Source organism: Candidatus Paraluminiphilus aquimaris (assembly GCF_026230195.1).
GTDB classification, from domain to species: Bacteria; Pseudomonadota; Gammaproteobacteria; order Pseudomonadales; family Halieaceae; genus Luminiphilus; species Luminiphilus aquimaris.
This window is the reverse complement of the sequence record NZ_CP036501.1, coordinates 1,837,014-1,858,742: the sequence shown is the minus strand read 5'-3', so window position 1 is coordinate 1,858,742 and position 21,729 is coordinate 1,837,014. Positions and strand designations below refer to the sequence as shown.

The 21,729-nt window shown below is 52.3% G+C and carries 20 protein-coding genes and 2 tRNA genes; 7 read left to right on the top strand and 15 right to left on the bottom strand.

What is annotated here, in order from left to right:
* Positions 1-126 precede the first annotated feature (126 nt).
* Entirely contained in the window at positions 127-540 is a 414-nt protein-coding gene (locus E0F26_RS08460; protein ID WP_279241226.1) for a VOC family protein, read from the bottom strand.
* Between the two features lie 323 nt (positions 541-863).
* Entirely contained in the window at positions 864-1,487 is a 624-nt protein-coding gene (locus E0F26_RS08455) for a class I SAM-dependent DNA methyltransferase (protein WP_279241225.1), read from the bottom strand.
* A 360-nt stretch (positions 1,488-1,847) separates the two neighbouring features.
* Between E0F26_RS08455 and E0F26_RS08450 the strand changes: the two genes are divergently transcribed.
* Positions 1,848-3,236, top strand: a complete 1,389-nt coding sequence (locus E0F26_RS08450) for a cytochrome P450 (protein ID WP_279241224.1) — start codon at positions 1,848-1,850, stop codon at positions 3,234-3,236.
* A 12-nt stretch (positions 3,237-3,248) separates the two neighbouring features.
* Here E0F26_RS08450 and E0F26_RS08445 read toward each other — a convergent pair whose 3' ends face one another.
* Positions 3,249-3,728: an Lrp/AsnC family transcriptional regulator gene (locus tag E0F26_RS08445; protein ID WP_279241223.1), complete on the bottom strand. Its 480-nt coding sequence runs from the start codon at positions 3,726-3,728 to the stop codon at positions 3,249-3,251.
* 251 nt (positions 3,729-3,979) lie between these two features.
* Here E0F26_RS08445 and E0F26_RS08440 point away from each other — a divergent pair, with 251 nt between their 5' ends.
* Complete coding sequence (locus E0F26_RS08440) at positions 3,980-5,047, top strand: Glu/Leu/Phe/Val dehydrogenase dimerization domain-containing protein (RefSeq protein WP_279241222.1); 1,068 nt, start codon at positions 3,980-3,982, stop codon at positions 5,045-5,047.
* Positions 5,048-5,067: 20 nt separating this feature from the next.
* Here the strand turns inward: E0F26_RS08440 and E0F26_RS08435 are convergent.
* Positions 5,068-5,143 (bottom strand) — tRNA-His (locus E0F26_RS08435).
* A gap of 56 nt (positions 5,144-5,199) precedes the next feature.
* Positions 5,200-5,276 (bottom strand) — tRNA-Pro (locus E0F26_RS08430).
* A 134-nt stretch (positions 5,277-5,410) separates the two neighbouring features.
* Here E0F26_RS08430 and folD point away from each other — a divergent pair.
* Together folD and E0F26_RS08420 are read left to right on the top strand one after the other, a co-directional pair.
* Positions 5,411-6,256 (top strand): bifunctional methylenetetrahydrofolate dehydrogenase/methenyltetrahydrofolate cyclohydrolase FolD, encoded by an 846-nt coding sequence (folD, locus tag E0F26_RS08425; RefSeq protein ID WP_279241221.1) that lies wholly within the window; start codon positions 5,411-5,413, stop codon positions 6,254-6,256.
* A gap of 36 nt (positions 6,257-6,292) precedes the next feature.
* On the top strand, positions 6,293-7,294 hold the full coding sequence (locus E0F26_RS08420; protein ID WP_279241220.1) for an alpha/beta fold hydrolase: 1,002 nt from the start codon (positions 6,293-6,295) through the stop codon (positions 7,292-7,294).
* Positions 7,295-7,299: 5 nt separating this feature from the next.
* Here E0F26_RS08420 and cysS read toward each other — a convergent pair whose 3' ends face one another.
* Positions 7,300-8,673, bottom strand: a complete 1,374-nt coding sequence (cysS, locus tag E0F26_RS08415) for a cysteine--tRNA ligase (RefSeq protein WP_279241219.1) — start codon at positions 8,671-8,673, stop codon at positions 7,300-7,302.
* Positions 8,666-10,318: a glutamine--tRNA ligase/YqeY domain fusion protein gene (locus E0F26_RS08410; RefSeq protein ID WP_279241218.1), complete on the bottom strand. Its 1,653-nt coding sequence runs from the start codon at positions 10,316-10,318 to the stop codon at positions 8,666-8,668. Before E0F26_RS08410 ends, cysS begins: the two co-directional genes overlap by 8 nt.
* Positions 10,319-10,467: 149 nt before the next feature.
* Between E0F26_RS08410 and E0F26_RS08405 the strand changes: the two genes are divergently transcribed.
* Positions 10,468-10,977: a peptidylprolyl isomerase gene (locus E0F26_RS08405; protein ID WP_279243217.1), complete on the top strand. Its 510-nt coding sequence runs from the start codon at positions 10,468-10,470 to the stop codon at positions 10,975-10,977.
* A gap of 2 nt (positions 10,978-10,979) precedes the next feature.
* Complete coding sequence (locus E0F26_RS08400; RefSeq protein ID WP_279241217.1) at positions 10,980-11,705, top strand: UDP-2,3-diacylglucosamine diphosphatase; 726 nt, start codon at positions 10,980-10,982, stop codon at positions 11,703-11,705.
* Between the two features lie 13 nt (positions 11,706-11,718).
* On the opposite strand, the gene E0F26_RS08395 is transcribed toward E0F26_RS08400, so the two are convergent.
* Positions 11,719-12,336 carry a MiaE family protein gene (locus E0F26_RS08395; RefSeq protein ID WP_279241216.1) on the bottom strand — a complete coding sequence of 206 codons (618 nt, stop codon included), beginning with the start codon at positions 12,334-12,336 and terminating at the stop codon, positions 11,719-11,721.
* 9 nt (positions 12,337-12,345) lie between these two features.
* Positions 12,346-12,897 carry a DUF1289 domain-containing protein gene (locus E0F26_RS08390; RefSeq protein WP_320416186.1) on the bottom strand — a complete coding sequence of 184 codons (552 nt, stop codon included), beginning with the start codon at positions 12,895-12,897 and terminating at the stop codon, positions 12,346-12,348.
* Between the two features lie 90 nt (positions 12,898-12,987).
* On the opposite strand from E0F26_RS08390, the gene acnB reads away from it, so the two are divergent.
* Positions 12,988-15,600 (top strand): bifunctional aconitate hydratase 2/2-methylisocitrate dehydratase, encoded by a 2,613-nt coding sequence (acnB, locus tag E0F26_RS08385; protein WP_279241215.1) that lies wholly within the window; start codon positions 12,988-12,990, stop codon positions 15,598-15,600.
* A 137-nt stretch (positions 15,601-15,737) separates the two neighbouring features.
* Here the strand turns inward: acnB and E0F26_RS08380 are convergent, their stop codons facing one another.
* The 6 genes from E0F26_RS08380 to accD are packed head-to-tail and all read right to left on the bottom strand — an operon-like array spanning position 15,738 to position 21,726.
* Positions 15,738-16,949, bottom strand: a complete 1,212-nt coding sequence (locus tag E0F26_RS08380) for an O-succinylhomoserine sulfhydrylase (RefSeq protein WP_279243215.1) — start codon at positions 16,947-16,949, stop codon at positions 15,738-15,740.
* Complete coding sequence (gene purF / locus E0F26_RS08375) at positions 16,936-18,438, bottom strand: amidophosphoribosyltransferase (RefSeq protein WP_279241214.1); 1,503 nt, start codon at positions 18,436-18,438, stop codon at positions 16,936-16,938. The genes E0F26_RS08380 and purF overlap by 14 nt, the downstream gene beginning before the upstream one ends.
* Before the next feature lie 11 nt (positions 18,439-18,449).
* On the bottom strand, positions 18,450-19,010 hold the full coding sequence (locus E0F26_RS08370) for a CvpA family protein (RefSeq protein WP_279241213.1): 561 nt from the start codon (positions 19,008-19,010) through the stop codon (positions 18,450-18,452).
* A 6-nt stretch (positions 19,011-19,016) separates the two neighbouring features.
* Positions 19,017-19,595 carry an SPOR domain-containing protein gene (locus E0F26_RS08365; protein ID WP_279241212.1) on the bottom strand — a complete coding sequence of 193 codons (579 nt, stop codon included), beginning with the start codon at positions 19,593-19,595 and terminating at the stop codon, positions 19,017-19,019.
* Complete coding sequence (locus E0F26_RS08360) at positions 19,588-20,850, bottom strand: bifunctional folylpolyglutamate synthase/dihydrofolate synthase (RefSeq protein ID WP_279241211.1); 1,263 nt, start codon at positions 20,848-20,850, stop codon at positions 19,588-19,590. The genes E0F26_RS08365 and E0F26_RS08360 overlap by 8 nt, the downstream gene beginning before the upstream one ends.
* A gap of 9 nt (positions 20,851-20,859) precedes the next feature.
* Positions 20,860-21,726: an acetyl-CoA carboxylase, carboxyltransferase subunit beta gene (gene accD / locus E0F26_RS08355; RefSeq protein ID WP_279241210.1), complete on the bottom strand. Its 867-nt coding sequence runs from the start codon at positions 21,724-21,726 to the stop codon at positions 20,860-20,862.
* Between the last annotated feature and the right edge of the window lie 3 nt (positions 21,727-21,729).

Here is a 21,729-nt window from a genome sequence, read left to right as displayed (position 1 = left end):
TAGATCTTGTGATGACCCAGCACTGAAAAATGCTAAAACCAACGATAGAACACTAGCCCCAACTACCGTGAGCTGCTGATTATAAGCCCCCGTTGCACATGCGTCGCAGACGCACATACGACATATTTAACCAAACAAAACCGCGGGGTTTACCATCGTTTTCATCTCCAAGACATTGCCATTGGGATCGGAGATAAAAAAGGTCTCTTGTTCAAACTCAGTCCCTTTGAATCGTCGATAAGGCGGATCTAGATAGTCAAATTGACTGCTTTCGATGCGCTTCTTGAGTGCCTGAAACTCTTCCTCAGGCATGTGCGCACCAAAATGTGGAACACTAACGTTGCCCATATCAACGTCGTGGCGAACGCCGGGGAGGCGCTCCTCGCTCTGGTGCAGGGTCAACTCGTTTCCCCAGAAGTTGATATCGATCCATCTGCCTTTTTCGCTGTTACCGCTCGCACAGCCCAATACCTGAGTGTAAAAAGGCAGTGTGTCGGCTAAGTCCCCTGCCGGTACCGCTAAGTGAAACGTGTTTGACATAACAATTCTCTTCTTATTTTTCGAATCCGTACTTAAAGGAGATGGTGTACGAACTCACCAGCAAAAACGAGCACTTTATTTGTCGAAAGCCCACCAGGGCAAAAACTTCTCTAACTTAAGTACCCACCATTTTGCCCGCGCTTTATAGCGGGACGCCGCCGACACAGTTTGCAGCGTCCTCCAAGCAGCACAGTCACATCGTGATCACAGTTAAGCGCCGTTTGGGGTCGTTGCGGTGCCCTCATCACGACACTCCCATCGCTACAGTCACCGGAGTGGTAGTGCGGGGTTATCGCATTCGAGCCAGCTCACGTATCTCGCTTTCAGAGGACCGTGAGCACAACAAAACGACATTCAGAGCCTTCGGAATGAATGTAAGGCTCAAGCCGAATCTGCTCAAGGCACACAGATTTTGTCGCGTGCAACTCCACAACCAAGTCAACAAAATGGGTGGCTCTCCAGTAGTCGTCTCTGACTGTAAAAATCACCAAACCGCCTGGGCGAGTAACACGGACAAGCTCACGAACCGCATCGGGCTTTACGTGCGTAGAGGTGAAGGTGCCGATGCAGGTCACCGCATCAAAACTGTTTGAGGCCAACTCGAGCGTTTGGTTCATATCCATCATGTGAAGCGCATCGTAAATACGTTTCTCTTGCGCTTTTGCGAGCATCCCCGAGGAATAATCAATGCCCGTTATGTTGGGTACGCCAGCCCCTTTCAAAAGCGATCCAACCAATCCGGTTCCGCAGCCTGCATCTAAAACTCGCAGGTCGCTCAACTTCATAGATGCACAAAGCAAGTCCACTGCTTTTTGCGGGCTCGTGTAACCCCACTCTTCAAGCAGCTCGTCGTCGTAGCGTGCTGCCCATCCGTCATAAACCTCCATCAACTCATCTGTCGATTCTGCTGATAAGATTTTGACGTGAATATCTGCCTGCTCACCCATGAACTTCACCGAGTCTTATATTCGATCGCGCTGCTTCGTTACCGCTACGAACCCTTCAGCGGCTCCCAAAGGCCAGATCGCTCACTGTCAACCAAAGGAATACAAACCCACACATCAGCATTACCAAAACGAAAGCGCGCTCTGTCTCGTTCTTAAACACCCGCCTCTCCAAATGGAAATTCACTAACACAGTAACCGGGCTTTTGCGCTAAGTCCAAAGACCCACGTACTGCCCTAACTTCAACTCGCTGAGGGCACTCGACTCATAGTCGTGAGAAAACCTGGACGAGGCTACGCCGCCACCGGATTTTTTCGATACTCTAGGCGCTGAGATCAGCAATCGACCCAAAGAGTGTAGTCATGAACCAGCGGCAAAATCCCGAGCATTATCAGTCTGTCAGTGACGATATCCTTGTAGACACTGGCGCCATCAATCCGATGCACCGCGAGATATACCAGCGACTCAAAGGATTTGATCTCGGTTCGACCAACGCGTGGACCCGAGGACAGCCATTTGACTACTACAAACGAATGCGTGAAGAGTCTCCCGTTATGTGGACGCCGGGCCGAAAGCCCACCTCCGGGTTCTGGTCAGTGTCACGCTACGACGATGTAAAGCACGTTGAACTCAACCCCGATATTTTTTCGTCGCAGCGCGGAAGCATGCATATGGCGGTTCTACCACCAAGTGGGAAGGCCGATCGCTTAATGTACGCGGCGCACAACTCACTCATCAATCTAGACGCCGACATACACCGAGATCTCAGAATTCAACAGTCTGAATTCTTCTTCCCAAAATACGTTGAAACCTTAAAGGCAAGAGTCGGCGCAAAAATAGATGAGCTGCTAGACAATATGGAGCGGCAGGGTCCAGAGGTCGATTTCGCCAAAATGTTCTCGACCGAGCTGCCAATGTATACGCTCTGCGAGATGCTGGGTGTCGATGAGGAAGACCGTCCAAACATCATTAAGTGGATGCATTATTTGGAGCTTGCGCCACAATTTCTAACACACCCCTTCCGGATGTTCATGGCGGAACCTATGTTTCTTTTCCGCTTCAATCAAATGCTGGAAGATATGTTCGACTACGGCGAGCGTGTCATGGCAGACCGAATTAAAAATCCACGAGAAGATCTGCTGACTGTTATTGCAAACGCGACGCTCGATGGGAAGCCGCTCTCTCAGAACTACCTAGACGGGTCATGGCTTCTTATTATTTTCGCGGGCAACGATACGACGAGAAACTCCCTCTCAGGCACCATACGACTCCTAACCGAATTCCAAGAACAAAGACAAATGGTGATCAATGACCGCTCGCTCATTGAGCGCATGTCGCATGAGGCCTTACGAATGACGTCACCGGTCATGCACATGCGCCGGACAGCGACTCAAGACACAGAAATCGCCGGCCAAAAGATCGCCGAAGATGAAAAAGTCATCATGTGGTATGGCGCTGCGAATAGAGATCCCGCTGTTTTCCCCAACCCAGACGTCTTTGACATGACACGCAAAAACGTAGAGAAGCACGTAGCATTCGGTCACGGTGTGCATCGGTGCTTGGGCAATCGCATTGCTCAGATGCAGCTCAATATGGCCTACGAGCGCATTCTTGAGCGCTTCCCCAATATCCATTGGACGGGTAAGCAGAAAATAGAGCCCATCATCCTCGTGCACGCCATATCAAGCCTTAAAGTGAATCTTTATGGCAAGGGCGCCAAACGTCCGACTCAAGTTGCTGTGCCTCGGTGAGTACTAGGGGCATCACACCAGCTGGGTTGAGATGGGGAGCTCCGTCGTGTTTTTGATCTCTGTCACTGCAATGTGGGAGTGCATCTCGCGAACTAAGTCACCGCTTAACAGCGTGTTCCTTACGAAGTCCTCGTAGTGTCGAACGTCACGGCAGATAATCTTTAGTACGTAGTCCCATATGCCCGCCATCGTGTAGCATTCAACAACTTCTGGGTGTCGCTCAACCTCGCGCTCGAACGTCAACAAGTTTTGCCTGCCGGTCTGAGTTAAATTCACCGTGGCAAAAACAACGATCTCCATGCCCAGAGCCTTCCTGTCCAAAAGGGCCACACGCCCTTGAACCACGCCTTCCTCCTCTAGCCGGTTAATACGCCGCCAAATCGGTGACTGTGAGCTATTTAAGCGCTCGGCAAGTGCTGCCGTAGACACGCTCGAATCTTGCTGCAGAGACGACATAATTGCGACGTCCTGCTTACTCCACTTCTCAGACATAATTAGTCCAATAAACCCAATTGAACGCAAAAAATATTCATTAAATGAGCGAATTTCAATAAAAAAGAAATATTTTTTCCCTTATTAAGGCAGACAATTCGATCAGAAAAGAGGCCAAAAAAGCACTCTAGGTGATAGCGCATGCTCGCTCGAAAAATCCGAAGGGCCGGTTAGGCACGCGTTTGCGCTTTAGTGCGGAACTTGCACTCAACAAACATCTCTCACTACAAACTTAAACTTTAGAGGAATCCATGAATACCTTTACTCACCCCGAGTTCTCCGATCATGAGCGTGTTGTATTCGTTAACGATAAACCATCGGGGCTGCGAGCCATCATTGCGGTACACAACACCACTAGAGGGAGTGCCATGGGAGGATGCAGGATGTGGCCTTACGACAGCGCCGATGCGGCCCTTACCGATGTTCTCCGTTTGTCGCGAGGTATGACCTATAAAAATGCACTTGCAGGTATTAGTAGTGGCGGCGGAAAATCCGTCATCATCGGCAACCCAAAGACCGACAAGACACCGCGCCTCTTTCAGGCAATGGGTGAAGCCATCGCGTCACTCGGAGGCAGGTATATCGCAGCAGAAGACAGCGGTACCACACCTGCAGATATGGCTGTCATGGCTGAGTCAACACAGTTTGTTGCGGGCCTCGACTCAGATACCAATAGCGGTGACCCCTCTCCAAGCACCGCACTCGGTGTTTTTTTGAGTATTCGTGAGGCAGTCCGCTTTCGATTTAATGAGTCCGCACTTACCGGGCTTAGGGTGAACATTCAGGGCTTAGGAAAAGTTGGATATGAACTGGCGCGACTGCTCATTGATGAGGGGGTAGCAGTGACCGCTAGCGATATTAATGACGACAACTGTATCCGAGCAAACGAAACACTTGGCGTAAAGATTGCAAGCAATAGTGAGCTTATGAATGGGGCCTGTGAGGTATTCGCGCCCTGCGCGTTGGGCGGCGTGATAAACCAGTGGTCTATTCCAACGCTCAACACCGCAATCGTTGCCGGTGCGGCTAACAACCAATTACTCACCAGTGACGATCACCAGGCAGCAGATCGAGCGGGTATTCTCTATTGCCCCGACTACCTCATCAACGCTGGCGGTGTCATCGATGTTTATCATCGGCGTCAAGGCGCCTCTCAAGCTATCATTGATCGTGGGATAGCCGACATTCCGGATCGGCTGAGATCGGTGCTTGAGGAGGCAAAGTCGCGAGGCATGTCCGCTGAAGCGATTGCGCAAGAGCGTGCTGAGCAACTTATTAGCGCGGCTCTACTGACACCGAAAGTTACCGAAGCGGCTTGAACAAGGTCCAAATTTGATAATGGGGTGGCTGACGGGTCTTGAACCCGCTACCTCCGGAGTCACAATCCGGTGCTCTACCTGGTGAGCTACAGCCACCACTGATTGGGACGCTTCCCAAGGCTTTCAGCCGTGTTGATGTGGCCGAAAAAAAGTGGTCGGGGAGGAGGGATTCGAACCCCCGACATCCTGCTCCCAAAGCAGGCGCGCTACCAGACTGCGCTACACCCCGAAATTCGCGACGTGATCATCACCTCGCGGGCGGCGAGTCTACAGCTTTTCTTGCCGGCGGGTCAATTGCAGTAATCGACTTTCGCATACATTTGAATTCTGAAAGAATTGCGCCACTCAACGGGGGGAATTTTTATGCCAGCCACGCTTTTGGATGGAAAACACGTAGCACAATTGACCGAAACCGACTTGGCAGAACGCGTCGCCGCGCTCAAGGCTAAAACGGGAGACCGAACGCCAGTTCTCGCGACCATTTTGGTCGGTGATGATCCTGCATCTGCCACGTACGTGAAGATGAAGGCCAACGCCTGCCGACGTATCGGCATGGAGTCAATGGCGATAGAACTCCCCGCTTCAACTAAGACCAACGATTTGCTGAGAGAAATAGAGCAACTCAATGCGAACCCCGATGTACATGGCATCCTACTCCAGCACCCTGTTCCCTCTCACATCGATGAGAGAGCAGCGTTTGACATGATTGCGCTTGAGAAGGACGTGGATGGTGTTACGTGCCTGGGGTTTGGGCGTATGAGTATGGGGGAACCCGCCTATGGATGTGCCACGCCACAGGGCATTATGCGACTTCTTGAGCATTATGAAATCAAGCTTTCCGGCAAGCACGCAGTTGTCGTAGGAAGAAGTCCTATTCTCGGGAAGCCCATGGCCATGATGATGCTCCAGGCTAATGCGACAGTGACGATCTGCCACTCCAGAACGGAAAACCTAGAGGCTCATATCCGACAAGCCGACGTGATCGTGGGCGCGGTAGGTCGTCCTGAGTTCATTCAGGCTGAATGGATTAAAGATGGCGCTGTTGTGGTCGATGCCGGCTACCACCCAGGCGGCGTTGGGGATATTGAAATGGGGCCTCTCGTAGACCGCGTTGCGGCCTATACACCAGTGCCGGGTGGCGTGGGTCCTATGACGATCAATACGCTGATTATGCAAACAGTCGAGTCGGGCGAGAAGGCGTTTGCCTAGCCCCCCCACACCGGTCCTTCCAAGGAATACAGCGGCTTGGAATCTGACGTAGTCTTCAAGATTGTCACGGCAAACGGTGTTCGACTCCGTCTCGCCATGCAAGGTAGCGGGCCACTCGTCATACTCTGCCATGGTTGGCCGGAAAGCTGGTACAGCTGGCGCCACCAAATCCCCGTCATTGCCGAAGCGGGATACACGGTGGTCGCCTATGACGTGCGTGGTTACGGTGAGTCAGAGAAGCCGCATGAAATCGAAGCCTATACCCTGAAAGAACTGGCCGCCGATGTAATAGGCATCGCTGACGCGCTTGGTTTTGAGCGCTTCATCACCATAGGCCACGACTGGGGCGGTCCAATCGCCCTTACGACAGCCCTACTCTACCCTGAGCGGGTTTATGCTACTGGCTCGTTGTCTGTACCTCACTTAACTCGCCCACCGCTACCGACTCTCGATTTATGGCGCGCAATTTATAAAGACCGATTTTTCTATCAGCTGTACTTTCTCAATGAGGGTACCGCAGAGGCCGAATTCGAGGCTGATCTTGCGAGATCGTTGTTTCTCGTATACACCGCAATCGATGCTCGCGGCATGAAACATCAACAGCAAAATAAACAAGGTGGCTTCATGGGTCTGAAAGCGGCCGACGCCAAGCTGCTCGACGATATGACGCACTTCGAAACCTTCCCCGATTGGTTCTCACAGACGGATCTAGATTATCTCGTCAGCCAATTTCAACTCAGTGGAAAGCGGGGGCCCTATAACCGTTATAGGGCGCAAAACTTGGATTGGGAGGAGCTCGCCCACTTAAGCGACGCAAAGATTTCACAACCCGCGTTTTTCATTACGGGGGAATTGGACCCGGTGAGCCACTTTGTTCCCCTGAGCACGAGCTTTTTAGAGCATGTGAAAAAGAACTACGAAAACCTACTCATTGCCAAAGAGCTGCCGAATGTTGGCCACTGGACCGCGGAAGAAGCGCCTAGAGACGTCAATAAAATATTGTTGGAGTTCTTAGCGCGCGTACACGGCTGCGACTAAGTCCATCATCCTCTGCGCCACGTTGCGCCCGTCGCACTGTCTTCAATAATAATACCCGCTGAGTTGAGCTCGTCACGAATCGCATCAGCCCTTGAAAAATCGCGGCTGGCTTTTGCTTCAGCGCGCTCAACTAGCAGCTGATCAATCGCCTCAGCGGACAACTCGTCAGGGCGCCCTTTTGACAACCATTCGTCCGGAGACTCTCCCAGAATCCCTAACACAGCCCCACCGGCAAGGAGCGCACCTTTCGCCGCGGCTTTTTGTGACTCAGGAGCTTTGTTTAGCGCTTTGGCCAGCCGATGTAGCTCTGCAATCGCGGCGGGCGTATTTAAATCGTCAAGAATCGCTTTGAAAACAGGCGACTCAGCAGTTGCAACCCTTGTCGGTTCGATGTCAGCCACATTACGCAGGGCCAAATAAAAACTATCAAGAGTCGACTGCGCGTTATCCAAGAGCGCGCTGGAGAAATTTAGGGGCGATCGGTAATGGGCTGACAATAGTGCAAACCTCAACGTTTCGCCTGCGTAATGCTCCAGTAATTCACGGACTGTCTTCACATTTCCCAGCGACTTGGACATTTTTTCTCCGTCCATGTCGACATAGGCATTGTGCATCCACGTTCCGACAAATCCGCCCCCGTAGCCACAGCAACTTTGCGCCCGCTCGTTTTCGTGGTGTGGAAAAATGAGGTCGCGGCCGCCCCCATGGATATCGATATTATCGCCGAGGTGCTGATGAATCATTGCTGAGCACTCTATGTGCCATCCGGGCCGACCACGACCATAGTCACTGTCCCAACCCGGCTCGTCGTCGCTTGACGGTTTCCAGAGTACAAAGTCTCCCGAATGCCTCTTATAGGAAGCGACCTCTACCCGAGCGCCCGCCAGCATGTCGTCGAGTTGGCGACCACTGAGCGCCCCGTAGTCGTCCATAGACGTCACATCAAATAGCACATGCCCTTCGGCAACATAAGCGTGCCCTTTTTCAATCAGACGCCGAGCCAAATCTAACATCGCATCCACATGTTCAGTCGCCTGAGGCTCCATCGATGGCGTTAGGTTATTCAAAGCGGTCATATCGGCACGGAATTTTTCCGTGAACTCTTGAGTGAGTGTCGTTATGTCGATGGCACGCTCTCTAGCGGCAACGATAATTTTGTCATCAATATCGGTAATGTTGCGCGCATAGGTCACCTTGGGATAGAGCGCGTTAAGCACCCTAAACAAGGTATCGAAGACAACAACGGGCCGGGCATTGCCAATATGCACAAGGTTATAGACTGTAGGACCACAGACGTACATACGAATGTGTTCTGGATCGATGGGCTCAAATACTGACTTATCGCCGCCAGCACTGTTAGTAAGCAATAAATCAGTCATTACCTGTCCATGTATCGCGCAAACCTATAACTTTATTGAAAACGGGCTTCTCTCGTGCGTGATCGTAACGGTCGGCGACGAAGTAACCCTCTCGCTCGAATTGGAATCGCATCTCGGGCGCCGCCGACTCTAGCGCTCGCTCCAAGACCGCTTCACTGACGACCAAGGAACTGGGATTGATCACATCATCCATACGGTCGGCCCGAGAGGGGTCCTCAACGTTGAACAATCGGTCGTAACTTCGGATCTCTGCCCGGCAACCTGTCGCCGCATCGACCCAGTGGATCACACCTTTCGCTTTAACCCCATCATCTGGGTCCTCGCCCAGTGTTTGCGGAACAATCGAGGCGTATACCTTGGTTACTTGACCCTCATCATCTGTGTCACATCGCTCGGCCTCGATCACATAGCCGCCCCGTAAGCGAACCCGCTTTCCCAGTACCAGCCGTTTAAACTTTTTATTCGCCTCTTGTCTGAAGTCTTCTCTGTCTATCCAGATTTCGCGCCCTAGGGCGACTTCACGCTTGCCTTTCGTTTCATCACCGGGATGATTGGGCACCAACAGCAGCTCTGGTTTCTCTAAATTCGTGAGCTCCAGCGCTAGCGGATTCAGTACCGCCATGGCGCGAGGCGCTGTGGCATTCAAGTCATTACGAACCGCGCTCTCGAGCATGGCAACGTCAACAACACCGTCCGACCGGGACGTACCAACTTCCTCGCAGAAGTGCCGCAACGCAGTGGGTGTGTAACCACGTCGACGCATCCCCGCAATGGTTGGCATGCGCGGATCATCCCACCCGCTGACAACACCGGAATCGACCAGCAGCTTTAGCTTTCGCTTACTGGTCACCGTGTAGTTAACGTTCAAACGCGCAAATTCATATTGCCGCGGCCTCGAGGGGACGGGCAGATTATCGATGAACCAGTCGTATAGCGGCTTGTGGTCTTCGAACTCGAGCGTGCAAATAGAGTGCGAAATGCCTTCAATGGCGTCTTCCTGGCCGTGCGCAAAGTCGTAAGTTGGATAGATGACCCAGTCATCACCCGTTTGGTGATGAGCGACCCGCCGGATTCGGTAGAGGGTTGGATCTCGCAAATTCATATTGGGAGAGGCCATATCAATTTTTGCGCGCAAAACCCGAGAGCCATCCTCAAACTCACCCGCCTTCATCGCCGTAAACAATGCCCTGTTCTCGCTAATTTCTCGATCGCGATAAGGGCTGTTTTTGCCAGGCTTTGTAAGGGAACCGCGATACTCACGAGCTTCCTCTGCACTCAGATCACAGACGTATGCCTTTCCTTCATCGATGAGGTGTAGCGCCCAGTCGTAAAACTGTTCAAAGTAATTCGATGCGAACCGAACGTTACCGCTCCACTGATACCCCAGCCACTTTACATCAGCCTGAATCGCATCGATAAAGACCTGACTTTCCTTCTCCGGGTTGGTGTCATCAAACCGAAGGTTGCACGCACCACCGTATTGCTCGGCCAACCCAAAATTCACCGTGATGGACTTTGCATGTCCGATGTGGAGAAAGCCATTAGGCTCTGGCGGGAAACGGGTTACGATGCGTTCGACAACACCGGCATCCAAATCACTCTGAATTTGAGTCCTCAGGAAATTACTGCGTGGTTCTGTGTCCATGGGCGGCCCTTGATGTGATGCGCGAGTTTAGCAAGGGATTACGTTCAAGTCAGTTTCGCTCAACCGGTATAGGCTGGTAGTAATTTACTCGAATGCAACTCTACGTATCTGTATCATTCGCGCTTTCCCTCAATATGGCAGCTACAAAAATGGCGATGACACGCGTACTCATGAAAACACTCCTCGGCGAAATGACCCTCGAGCTCGATGCAGAAAAGGCGCCTGCTACCGTCGCCAACTTTATTGCTTATGCCGAGGCCGGTCATTACGACGGCACAATCTTTCATCGCGTGATCAATAACTTCATGGTTCAAGGTGGCGGCTTTGATACCGAGATGCGCCAAAAAGCCGGTAATGACCCCATCACAAACGAAGCCAATAATGGCCTCAAAAATGATCGCGGAACAATTGCTATGGCACGGACGATGGATCCCCATTCAGCGACTGCGCAGTTCTTCATTAATGTTTCGGACAATGACTTCCTAAACTTCTCCGGTGAGAACATGCAGGGCTGGGGATATGCTGTCTTTGGCCGTGTCGTAGAGGGCGAGGATGTCTTGGACAAGATTCGCGTTGTACCAACAGGCAGCAAAGCAGGTCATCAGGACGTTCCAAACGACCCAATTCTCATCGAGTCTGTAACGGTGCTTGCAGACTAACTATGACGACCTCTCTGTTCATCAGCGACCTCCACCTGAGCGAGGCAACACCGCGGATTGAGCAGGGGCTATATCGGTTTCTCGAACAAAAAGGCGGTGTTGATCGCCTTTTTTTATTGGGCGATATTTTCGAGGCGTGGATAGGCGACGATGACGATAGCCCATTAGCGCAGCGCTTTACCTCAGCCATGAAACGAATGGCTGACCGGGGTACTCGCATTTACTTTATGCGCGGCAATAGAGATTTCTTGGTCGGCGCTGACTATCTCGACAAATTCAACGCAGAGCTACTCAGTGATATGGCCCAAATTGTAGTGGCTGGAGAACCCACGCTTATCATGCACGGCGACCTCCTCTGCACTGACGACACCGATTACATGGCGTTTCGCGTCGTAGCGCACGACCCCGCTTGGCAGGCCGATATGCTTGCGAAACCCCTTGAGGAACGACGCGAACTTGCCAAGCAACTTCGTACAATGAGTAAGGAAGCTGCGAGCAACAAGGCCGAGGACATTATGGACGTTAACCAGGCGGCGGTTGAACGTGCAGTGACTCAGCACAGCGCTTCACGGTTGATCCACGGGCATACACACAGACCCCGCAGGCACTTATCTGAAAACTTTGAGCGCGTGGTACTTGGCGACTGGAACGAGACGGGTTGGTATTTGCACGAGCAAGGCGACACCCTTGAACTCGTGGAGTTTGATCTAAAGGCGTTCGCTTCGTAACGAGACCCTTTTCCTACATTGCGGGAACACCACTGTGGAATCGCACTTCAGTATCGGGACTTTCAATGAGGCCTCTTTCAATGCTGCGAAATAGAGCGAGTCTTTCCTCGACAACGTCTCGATCTTCAAGCGAATTCGCCAGAGTGATGTAGTCCATAAAATGGCGTGACTCACTTTTGAGCAGTGAGACATAAAAGTCCCCAAGCTCCGAATCTACGTGGGGAGCGAGGGCGGCAAACCGTTCACAAGACCGCGCCTCGATTAATGCGCCCACAACCAAGGTATCGACAAGTTTATGGGGATCCTTTTTGCACACTTTATCGCGAAGACCTTGCGCATACCGTGATGCAGTCACAGATTCATAAGCAATGCCGCGCTGTGACATTAGCTTCAGCACCTGTTCAAAGTGTCGCAGCTCTTCGCGCGCAAGTCGGGACATTTTGTTGAGTAATGCAGTGTTATCGGTATACCGGTGCATCAGACTCATTGCCGTTGCCGCCGCTTTCTTCTCACAGTTCGCGTGATCAATCATTAATACAGGCAAGCACCCTACCGCAGCCGATATCCAGGCATCGGGCGTCCTGCAGGGCAAAAACTCAATGACAGGGGTTAGATCAACAGCGGCGGCCATATTGTGGAGTCAGACCTCGTCAAACATATCAGGCGTGGCAAGGTAACGGTCGTAGTGAGCGGTCGACAAGATCCAAAAATCTTCGTCGATTTTATCTCTCAGCGCGACGAGCGATAGGTCTGACCAACCGGGATGCACACGAAATCCATATTTACTGGGGTCCCTGATCTGACTCGCCCCCGCTTTTAACAGCTGAAACAGCCAACAATACTCGTCATGCTCTTCGTTATATCTTACCAGTTGGGTATCGAGCTGCCATTGCAATAGATCTCGATCGATAACAGTGCATTTATGCGAGCAGGCTTGAGAGAGAAAACCTGATAGACGCTTGTCCACAAAGCGTTTCTCATCCTGTGTATAACCATTCCAATGTATAACCTCGTGGCTGAATCGCTTACAGCCTCTGCATACACTGTCGCCAATACCGGTCGAACACACGCCGATGCAGGGTGTCTTAATGGGCTTAAGCTGAACTTGTTTGGGATTGGCTGCCGACATAGCGCCGAAGTCTAGGATAAACATCGCATGAATGCACAGAATTGATCGAATCGCTGTCGACATACTTGGTCACAAGCTATAATCCGCGCGCAAAAGAGCGAAGCGCCAACAAAAGCGAGCGCTCCGACACATTCTGGGGAAGAGGAAAATTCTGTGCTTGAAGCTTATCGTGAACATGTAGCCGAGCGGGCTGCTATGAACATTCCACCAAAACCACTATCACCACAACAGGTCGCTGATCTTGTTGAGCTGTTGAAGGCGCCACCGGTAGGTGAGGAAGACTATTTGGTTGACCTCATCTCGAACCGCGTTCCACCCGGTGTTGACGAAGCCGCCTATGTAAAGGCTGCATTCTTATCTGACGTCGCCCTCGGTAATGTAGCCTCTCCGCTGATCGATAAAATTACAGCGGTTGACCTACTGGGCGATATGCACGGCGGGTACAACATCGAGACACTTGTAAAGCTCTTAAATGATGACGAGCTAGGCGCTCAGGCGGCAACCGAACTGAAGCATACATTGCTCATGTTCGACGCGTTTTACGATGTGGCTGCGATGGCCAAAGAAGGCAGCGTGAATGCGCAGTCAGTGATGCAATCCTGGGCCGACGCTGAGTGGTTTACCAAACGTGATGAACTGCCTGAGTCTTTAAAAATGGTGGTTTTCAAAGTTACGGGTGAAACCAATACAGACGATTTGTCACCTGCACCTGATGCTTGGTCGCGCCCCGATATCCCTTTACATGCCCGCGCCATGTACAAGATGACTCGCGATGGGCTCGAGCCTGAGGAACACGGAAAAGTAGGTCCTATGGCGCAGGTTGAAGCGGTCAAGTCCAAGGGATTGCCTGTTGCCTTCGTCGGTGATGTTGTTGGAACCGGCTCCTCTAGAAAGTCCGCGGCAAATAGTGTCCTTTGGTATTTCGGCCAACCTGTGACAGGTGTACCTAACAAGCAAATGGGTGGTGTCTGCATTGGTGGTAAAATCGCGCCCATCTTCTACAACACCATGGAAGACGCCGGGGCCCTCGTATTTGAAGCCCCCGTTGAGAAGATGCGTATGGGCGATGTTATCGACATTCGCGTATACGACGGACAAGTTCTGAATGAATCGGGTGAGGTCATCTCAGAGTTTGACCTGAGATCTGACGTCTTATTGGACGAGGTCCGTGCGGGCGGTCGAATTAACTTAATTATTGGGCGTGGCTTAACTGCAAAAGCGCGTGAGGCACTTGGTTTAAGCGAAAGCCCGCTCTTTCGTAAGCCGGATCTACCCGAAGCCACAGACGCCGGGTTTACGCTTGCCCAGAAGATGGTTGGCCGTGCCTGCGGCGTCGAGGGTATCCGTCCGGGTACCTACTGTGAACCAAAGATGACGACGGTTGGCTCCCAAGACACCACTGGCCCCATGACGCGTGATGAGCTACAGGACCTCGCATGCCTTGGCTTTTCTGCCGATCTCACCATGCAGTCTTTCTGCCACACTGCCGCCTATCCAAAACCGGTTGATATCGACACACAACACTCGTTGCCTGACTTTATCCGCAATCGTGGTGGCGTATCCTTGCGTCCCGGAGACGGCATCATCCACAGTTGGCTAAACCGTATGCTTCTGCCCGACACCGTCGGAACGGGTGGTGACTCGCATACTCGATTCCCATTGGGCATCTCATTCCCCGCAGGATCGGGTCTTGTAGCGTTTGCTGCGGCAACCGGTGTCATGCCACTCGACATGCCTGAATCCGTGCTCGTTCGTTTCAAGGGCGATATGCAGCCGGGAATAACACTTCGCGATCTTGTACACGCCATCCCCTACTACGCAATTCAAGAGGGCTTGTTAACCGTCGAGAAGAAGGGGAAGAAAAATATTTTCTCGGGGCGGATTCTCGAAATTGAAGGCTTAGAAGACCTAACGGTAGAACAGGCCTTTGAATTATCCGATGCATCGGCTGAACGCTCTGCCGCTGGTTGCACGATCAAGCTGTCGGAAGACACCATCGGGAATTATCTCAAATCAAATGTTGTCCTTTTGAGGTCGATGATCGCAGAGGGCTATGGCGATCCTCGAACGCTTGAGCGGCGCGTTCGAAATATGGAAAAGTGGCTGGATAATCCAGATCTTCTGGAAGCCGATACAGACGCCGAATACGCTGCGGTCATCGAGATCGACCTCGCGGAGGTCACTGAGCCTGTCGTGTGTGCGCCTAATGATCCTGACGATGCTCGTTTACTGAGCCAGGTTGCCGGTGATGAAGTTAATGAAGTGTTTATCGGTAGCTGTATGACGAACATTGGTCACTTCCGTGCGACCGGCAAGTTACTCGATCAGCACACAGGTGGTGTCGCTGCCCGAATGTGGATTTGCCCACCCACACGGATGGATGAATACCAACTCATGGAAGAAGGCTATTACGCCATCTTCGGTCGCGCCGGAGCGCGGACAGAGATGCCTGGCTGCTCGTTGTGTATGGGAAATCAGGCTCGCGTCGCACCAAAATCCACGGTCTTGTCTACCTCAACCCGCAACTTCCCCAATCGACTAGGAGAAGGCGCCAATGTGTACCTAACATCGGCTGAGCTAGCTGCCGTGGGAGCCATTATTGGTCGATTACCAACGCCTGAAGAGTATATGGCCTATGCCAATGATCTCGATTCCATGTCAGCGGAGATTTATCGCTACATGAACTTCAATGAAATCCAGAGCTTCCAAGCGTTAGCCGAAGATGGACAAAAAATCGCAGCGACACTGATTGAGGAAGTGGCTTAACCCGTGCCCTAATCAGCAACTGCTACTCGAAGCCCCTAACAGGGGCTTTTTTTTGTCCCATTGAACGCTCAAGATGCCGGGCTAAAGAATAGGTCGAGCCGATACGGCACACAGGGACAGCATTCAGTATCGAAGCTTTACGCTGAAAGGGCTTTGAACCCGCGTTCGCAGTCCTTAATAAGGTCTGCAACGTCTTCCAAGCCAACCGCTATGCGTATTAAAGACGGCGTAATACCCGCCTCGCGCTTTTGATCATCTGACAGCCGCCCATGTGTGGTCGAGGCTGGATGACAAATCGTTGTTTTAACGTCTCCCAAATTGGCCGTTAACGACATGAGACGAACACCGTTGATAAAGGCCCATGCCTCATCTTGACCACCTGCCATCTCGAACGATAAGACGCCGCCAAATGCCGACTGCTGCGACGCCGCCAGTTGATGATCCGGATGCGACTCGAGTCCGCAGTAGTTTACTGTGGTGACCCGCTCGTGCGCTGACAGCCATTCGGCCAGTGCCATAGCGCTCGCACTGTGCGCGTTCATTCGGAGCTGCAGGGTCTCTAAGCCTTTACTAAAGACCCAGGCATTAAATGGACTCATTGAAGGCCCACACACCCGCACAAAGGAACGAACATCGGCCATTAATTCGGTGGTACCGACGAGCGCCCCACCGAGCACCCTACCCTGTCCGTCTAAGTATTTGGTCGCTGAATGCATCACAACATCGGCGTCGAGCGCTAAAGGCCGTTGAAGGGCTGGCGTACAGAAACAATTATCGACCGCAAGTAGCGCGTTTGACGCATGCGCGATCGAGGCAATCGCACGGATATCGCCCACCTCACAAATAGGATTAGAAGGCGTTTCACAGAAAAAGAGTTTGGTCCTTGGCGTCACGGCTGCGCGCCACTCTTCAAGATTTCGAAGCGAGACAAACGACACCTCAATGTCCAGCTTCGTCAGAATGTTATTAAACAAGCTAACGGTGCTACCAAATACATTTTTCGAGCAGACCACGTGGTCGCCACTCTTAAGAACGGTAAGACACAAGGTCAAAATAGCGCTCATGCCGGAACTCGTTGCAACACAGTCCTCTCCGCCCTCTAAGGCTGCCAAACGCTTTTCAAACACCGATACCGTAGGGTTTGAAAACCGTGAGTAGGTATTGCCAGCTCTGTCACCTGCAAAGGTTGCGGCCGCCTCTTCAGCAGATTCGAAAACAAAACTCGATGTGGCGTAAATGGGATCTGAGTGTTCTTGCTCAAACCCTCTAGTCAGCCCCTCGCGGATGGCTAGGGTTTCAAATCCAGCTTCGGATAAAGGTTCATCTGACAACGCGCTAACTCCGGTTATGCAGGCCAACCAGCGCACCGTCAGCGCGGTCGACAGAATCATCAGAGCGCGCGTCGCTTAAGCCGATTAAATACGCATCGTCGATAATCCCCGTTTGATACTGACCATCGAAAACGGACAGCTCGAAGCCATCAACAAGCGAGTTCCCTTCTCTGGAGCACTCGATCAAGTCGTCGATTTCCTGATAAATCAGCCAATCAGCACCAATGTGCTCGCTAATTTCATCAATGGTCCGCCCGTGAGCGACCAACTCGGATGCGGTTGGCATATCGATGCCGTACACATTGGGAAATCTCACTGGCGGCGCCGCAGACGCAAAATAAACCTGCTTCGCACCCGAGTCCCGCGCCATTTGAATGATCTGCTGGCAGGTTGTCCCTCGGACAATCGAATCATCGACCAACAACACTGTCTTTCCCTCAAACTCCAAAGGAACGGGATTGAGTTTCTGGCGGACAGACTTTTTACGCTGAGTCTGGCCCGGCATGATAAAGGTACGGCCTATGTAACGGTTCTTCATAAAGCCTTCACGGAACTTTACACCCAGCTCGTGCGCCAGTGCTTGTCCTGCCACACGACTCGTGTCAGGGATGGGTATGACCACATCGATGTCATGATTGGGACGCTCTCGCATTATCTTGTGCGCCAAACGCTCCCCCTGCCGCATGCGAGTTTTATAGACGGAAATACCGTCCATAAGAGAGTCGGGGCGCGCAAAATAGACATGCTCAAAAATACACGGCTTCAGTTTCGGGTTGCTAGCACACTGCTGTCGAGAGAATTCGCCCGCCGCGTCAATGAACAGTGCCTCACCTGGATCCACATCACCAATGAGCCTATAGCCCAGCACATCCAGTGCTACGCTCTCGGATGCCACCATATAGCTTTTGTGCTCACCCTGTGACTTGACTCCAACAACAAGCGGTCGAATGCCATTTGGATCGCGAAAAGCAACCAAACCCACATTTGCAATCATTGCGATTGCAGCGTATCCGCCCTCACAACGCGCATGAAGCGCGGACACCGCCTTGAAGACATCATCTGCCTCGGGACTCAACTTGCCCTGACGCTGAAGTTCGTGAGCAAAGACGTTCAAGAGCACTTCCGAGTCGCTATCGGTATTTAGGTGTCGTAAATCGGTTTGATAAAGCTCGTCTGACAACGCCGACGAATTTGTCAGGTTCCCGTTATGTGCGAGTGCAATACCGTAGGGCGAGTTAACGTAAAATGGCTGCGCCAGCGCAGACCCTGAACTTCCCTGTGTTGGATATCGCGTGTGGCCTAACCCAAAGTTACCGGCTAATTGCTCCATGTGCGGGGCTTGAAAGACATCTCTCACCAATCCCTCACCTTTTCGCTGAAGAAACTGGCCGCGATGACAGGTCATGATGCCGGCTGCATCCTGTCCGCGATGCTGAAGCATCGTCAATGCATCATAAATATCGGCAGCGACGCTCTCGTTAGAGGAAATTCCAACCACACCACACATTTCAGTTGCTCCTAAAGCATGCTGCTTTCTTTAATCGTCTCATCGACCACGTTCGGAACATCGCCGTTCAATACATCATCAAAATTATCGGCCAACCACTCGGCAACGATCTCCAGGTCGTCGATAACAACCGACTCCTTCAGAAGCGTCGCCTCCGAATCGGGGATCACCCCCTTAAACAATAAGGTGAGCGCGGCCGCAATGATAACGCCACGGGCGGCACCAAAGCAGGCACCCAGCAAACGATTACCGAAGTTCAGGCCCGGCTGGCGTAACTGATTCGAGAGCCAGCGACCGACACTGCCGAAAAAAAACAAAACCGCTACAAACACCCCACCCCAAGCTGTGATATAGCGAATCGACCGGTCATTGATAATGTCACTCATCGTCTCCGAAACAGGAAGTGCGAGAACATTTGCGAGCAAGAAGGCACCTACCCAACCAAGAAACGAAGTCACCTCTCGAGCAAACCCGCGAGAGAGACCGAAGAGCGCAGAAATGATAACAACGCCCAAAACGATCCAGTCGAATTGATTAAAGTCTTGAAAAAACTCTACGAGTGTCGTTTCCAAGGCTGCTCAAACCTCAAATTTAATGATCGTTGACTCCACCCCGAAATAAGCATCGATATCAGGCTGAATCTCTATTAGCCGTTGCCGCTGCAAATTTGGCCCAATTCGCACTCTGAACAGCTGCTGGGTGCCTATAGTAACAGGGGATACATAAGCTTTGTGACCTTTATTACGGAGTTCAGCTGCAATCTCTTCTGCGCGGGTTGCAACACTCAGGGTGGCCACCTGTAACTCCCAGCTTATGGGTAGGCCCTGACCATCAAAATCGGCGCGCTGGCGCGACGAATCCTGACTCCGCGGCGCTGTATCTGCCGCAATTAACTCAAGAGACGGATTAATGGTCACCTCATCAATCCCCACCCCTTCGCTCGGAGCTGTCCGCTCAATAGAGGGCAATCGCGACCTGTCTACACGCTCAAGCACAGGCTCTCTTCGTTCTGACATCGCGACTACCGGCCGCTCCGGCATTTCAAAGATAGGCAATACCAACTCTTGTTCCGGTTCGGGAGACACGAAAACAATTGGCCAAAAAATGACCGCGAGCGCTCCTAATACAATAAAGCCGACGATCCTTTGTTTAACCATCGACAGCACCGACCTTGGTTACTGTTAACTCTCTCAGGCTTGAAATGCCTGCAGCGACTGTGAAGAAAGAGCCAAAAATCAGAAGTCGTCCAGAGCCGGCCAAGCGCGCAATTGCAAACTCTAACGACTCATTAAAGGTTTCGAACACCTGACCATTGCCCCTTACGTAGCCCACAAGCTCATCCGGGCTTTGCCCACGCTTGCCACCCACTCCATGCGGTAAACACCAAAAATCAATGTCCCCATCAAGCGCGGCGATCATATCACGACAGTCTTTGTCGGACATGACGGCAAAGACGGCAACCGTGTTGTGCACCTTTGGCAACCTTTGTAAAAAACCGTGCAGCTCGTGACAGGCGTCTGGATTATGCGCCACGTCCATGACCACACTTAGCTCGTCAACGCTTGTGTGCTCTCTTCTACCCCGTAGCCTGAGGCGTTTAGACGCAGCCTTAAAAACCTCGCTATCGACTCGCGCCCCCACAGCAAGTAAAGCTGCGACGGCAGCCGCGGCGTTTAAGGGAATCATGCCATCAGGTATTTTCCATGAAAACGTCTGATCCTCGAATCCCGAAAACAGCTCCTGGGTAAAGTGATACGCCTCACCCGCTCTGATCGCTTTCGCGCCAATCCGCTGTAAGCTTTCGTTTACGGTTTTGGGTGCGGCGCGATCTGCTACGACACAAGGCTTACCGGCGCGGGCGATACCGCATTTTTCAATCGCGATCGTATCGACGTCATGGCCTAACCACTCCTGATGGTCCAAACCAATGGCTGTAATCACACTGGCGTCGGCATCAATGATATTGACCGCGTCTAAGCGGCCACCCAACCCCACCTCGAGCAGTTGGTACTCCACCCCTAACGCGTTAAACACCCACAGCGCTGCGAGAGCACCAAACTCAAAATAAGTCAGTGAAATCTCTCCGCGCGCCGCTTCGATCGCCTCAAAAGCGCGCACGATAAGGCTGTCTTCGACCTCGAGACCATTCACGCGGATTCGTTCGTTGTACTTAATGAGGTGAGGTGACGTGAAGGCGCCACAACTCACGCCTTGCTCGCATAGCAGGGCTTCCATCATCGCGACGGTACTGCCCTTGCCGTTCGTTCCGGCAACCGTGATTGTCGTCGCAGTGGACACCAACAGGTGAAGTCGACTTGCGACCTCGCCGCAGCGGTCTAAGCCTAGGTCTATCGCCGTAGGATGACGCTGCTCCAGTTCAGCAAGCCAAGCCTCGAGGGATTTTGCCTTCACCCCTGATGCTTAAGAGGCTAACTGCGCGTTAGTGAATTTTGAAAGCACTCTTGCCAACGTGTCTCTCATTTCTGCACGAGGCACGATCATATCAATGGCGCCATGCTCAAGCAGGAACTCGCTACGCTGGAATCCTCTTGGTAGCTTCTGCCGGATGGTTTGCTCAATGATATTCGGTCCCGCAAATCCGGCGCGCGCGTCGGGCTCTGCGACATTGATATCACCCAATAGTGCGAGCGAAGCCGAAACACCACCGTAAATGGGGTCCGTCATCACCGAAACATACGGCACACCTGCGGCCTTCATGCGCTCAATCACCGCTGAGGTTTTGGCCATTTGCATGAGAGAAATGAGCGCTTCCTGCATGCGAGCACCGCCTGAAGCCGCAAAGCAGACTAAAGGAATACCGTTTTCAAGCGCGACGCCCGCCGCCCGAGTGAACTTCTCGCCAACAGCGTAGCCCATAGAACCGCCATGAAAATTAAATTCGAAGGCAACGGCTACGACATCAAGACCGTGCAATGCGCCGCGATAAGCAATGATCGCGTCTTTTTCACCCGTGCTTTTTTGCGCCGTTGTAAGGCGATCGCGGTAGCGCTTCTTGTCTTTGAACTTAAGACGGTCGACCGTTTCCAGCTCTGGAAACAGCTCTGTCCGGCCTGCCTCATCCAGAAATATATCCAAGCGACGCCTCGCAGTGATGCGCATGTGGTGACCGCACTTTGGACAGACCTCGGCGTTTCGCTCCAAATCGGGGCGGTACAGCACAGACTCGCACTTCGCGCACTTGCGCCATAGGCCTTCTGGTACGTTGGCACGTCGGTCGGCATCCGCCTTCCTAACACCAGACGGAATTATTTTATCGATCCAACTCATTTA

What these genes read in the sequence shown, in the direction of transcription:
- E0F26_RS08460 (WP_279241226.1), bottom strand. Translation starts at nt 540, where the DNA reads ATGTCAAACACGTTTCACTTAGCGGTACCGGCAGGGGACTTAGCCGAC.
- E0F26_RS08455 (WP_279241225.1), bottom strand. Translation starts at nt 1,487, where the DNA reads ATGGGTGAGCAGGCAGATATTCACGTCAAAATCTTATCAGCAGAATCG.
- E0F26_RS08450 (WP_279241224.1), top strand. Translation starts at nt 1,848, where the DNA reads ATGAACCAGCGGCAAAATCCCGAGCATTATCAGTCTGTCAGTGACGAT.
- E0F26_RS08445 (WP_279241223.1), bottom strand. Translation starts at nt 3,728, where the DNA reads ATGTCTGAGAAGTGGAGTAAGCAGGACGTCGCAATTATGTCGTCTCTG.
- E0F26_RS08440 (WP_279241222.1), top strand. Translation starts at nt 3,980, where the DNA reads ATGAATACCTTTACTCACCCCGAGTTCTCCGATCATGAGCGTGTTGTA.
- folD (WP_279241221.1), top strand. Translation starts at nt 5,411, where the DNA reads ATGCCAGCCACGCTTTTGGATGGAAAACACGTAGCACAATTGACCGAA.
- cysS (WP_279241219.1), bottom strand. Translation starts at nt 8,673, where the DNA reads ATGACTGATTTATTGCTTACTAACAGTGCTGGCGGCGATAAGTCAGTA.
- E0F26_RS08410 (WP_279241218.1), bottom strand. Translation starts at nt 10,318, where the DNA reads ATGGACACAGAACCACGCAGTAATTTCCTGAGGACTCAAATTCAGAGT.
- E0F26_RS08405 (WP_279243217.1), top strand. Translation starts at nt 10,468, where the DNA reads ATGGCGATGACACGCGTACTCATGAAAACACTCCTCGGCGAAATGACC.
- E0F26_RS08400 (WP_279241217.1), top strand. Translation starts at nt 10,980, where the DNA reads ATGACGACCTCTCTGTTCATCAGCGACCTCCACCTGAGCGAGGCAACA.
- E0F26_RS08395 (WP_279241216.1), bottom strand. Translation starts at nt 12,336, where the DNA reads ATGGCCGCCGCTGTTGATCTAACCCCTGTCATTGAGTTTTTGCCCTGC.
- E0F26_RS08390 (WP_320416186.1), bottom strand. Translation starts at nt 12,897, where the DNA reads ATGTCGACAGCGATTCGATCAATTCTGTGCATTCATGCGATGTTTATC.
- purF (WP_279241214.1), bottom strand. Translation starts at nt 18,438, where the DNA reads ATGTGTGGTGTGGTTGGAATTTCCTCTAACGAGAGCGTCGCTGCCGAT.
- E0F26_RS08365 (WP_279241212.1), bottom strand. Translation starts at nt 19,595, where the DNA reads ATGGTTAAACAAAGGATCGTCGGCTTTATTGTATTAGGAGCGCTCGCG.
- accD (WP_279241210.1), bottom strand. Translation starts at nt 21,726, where the DNA reads ATGAGTTGGATCGATAAAATAATTCCGTCTGGTGTTAGGAAGGCGGAT.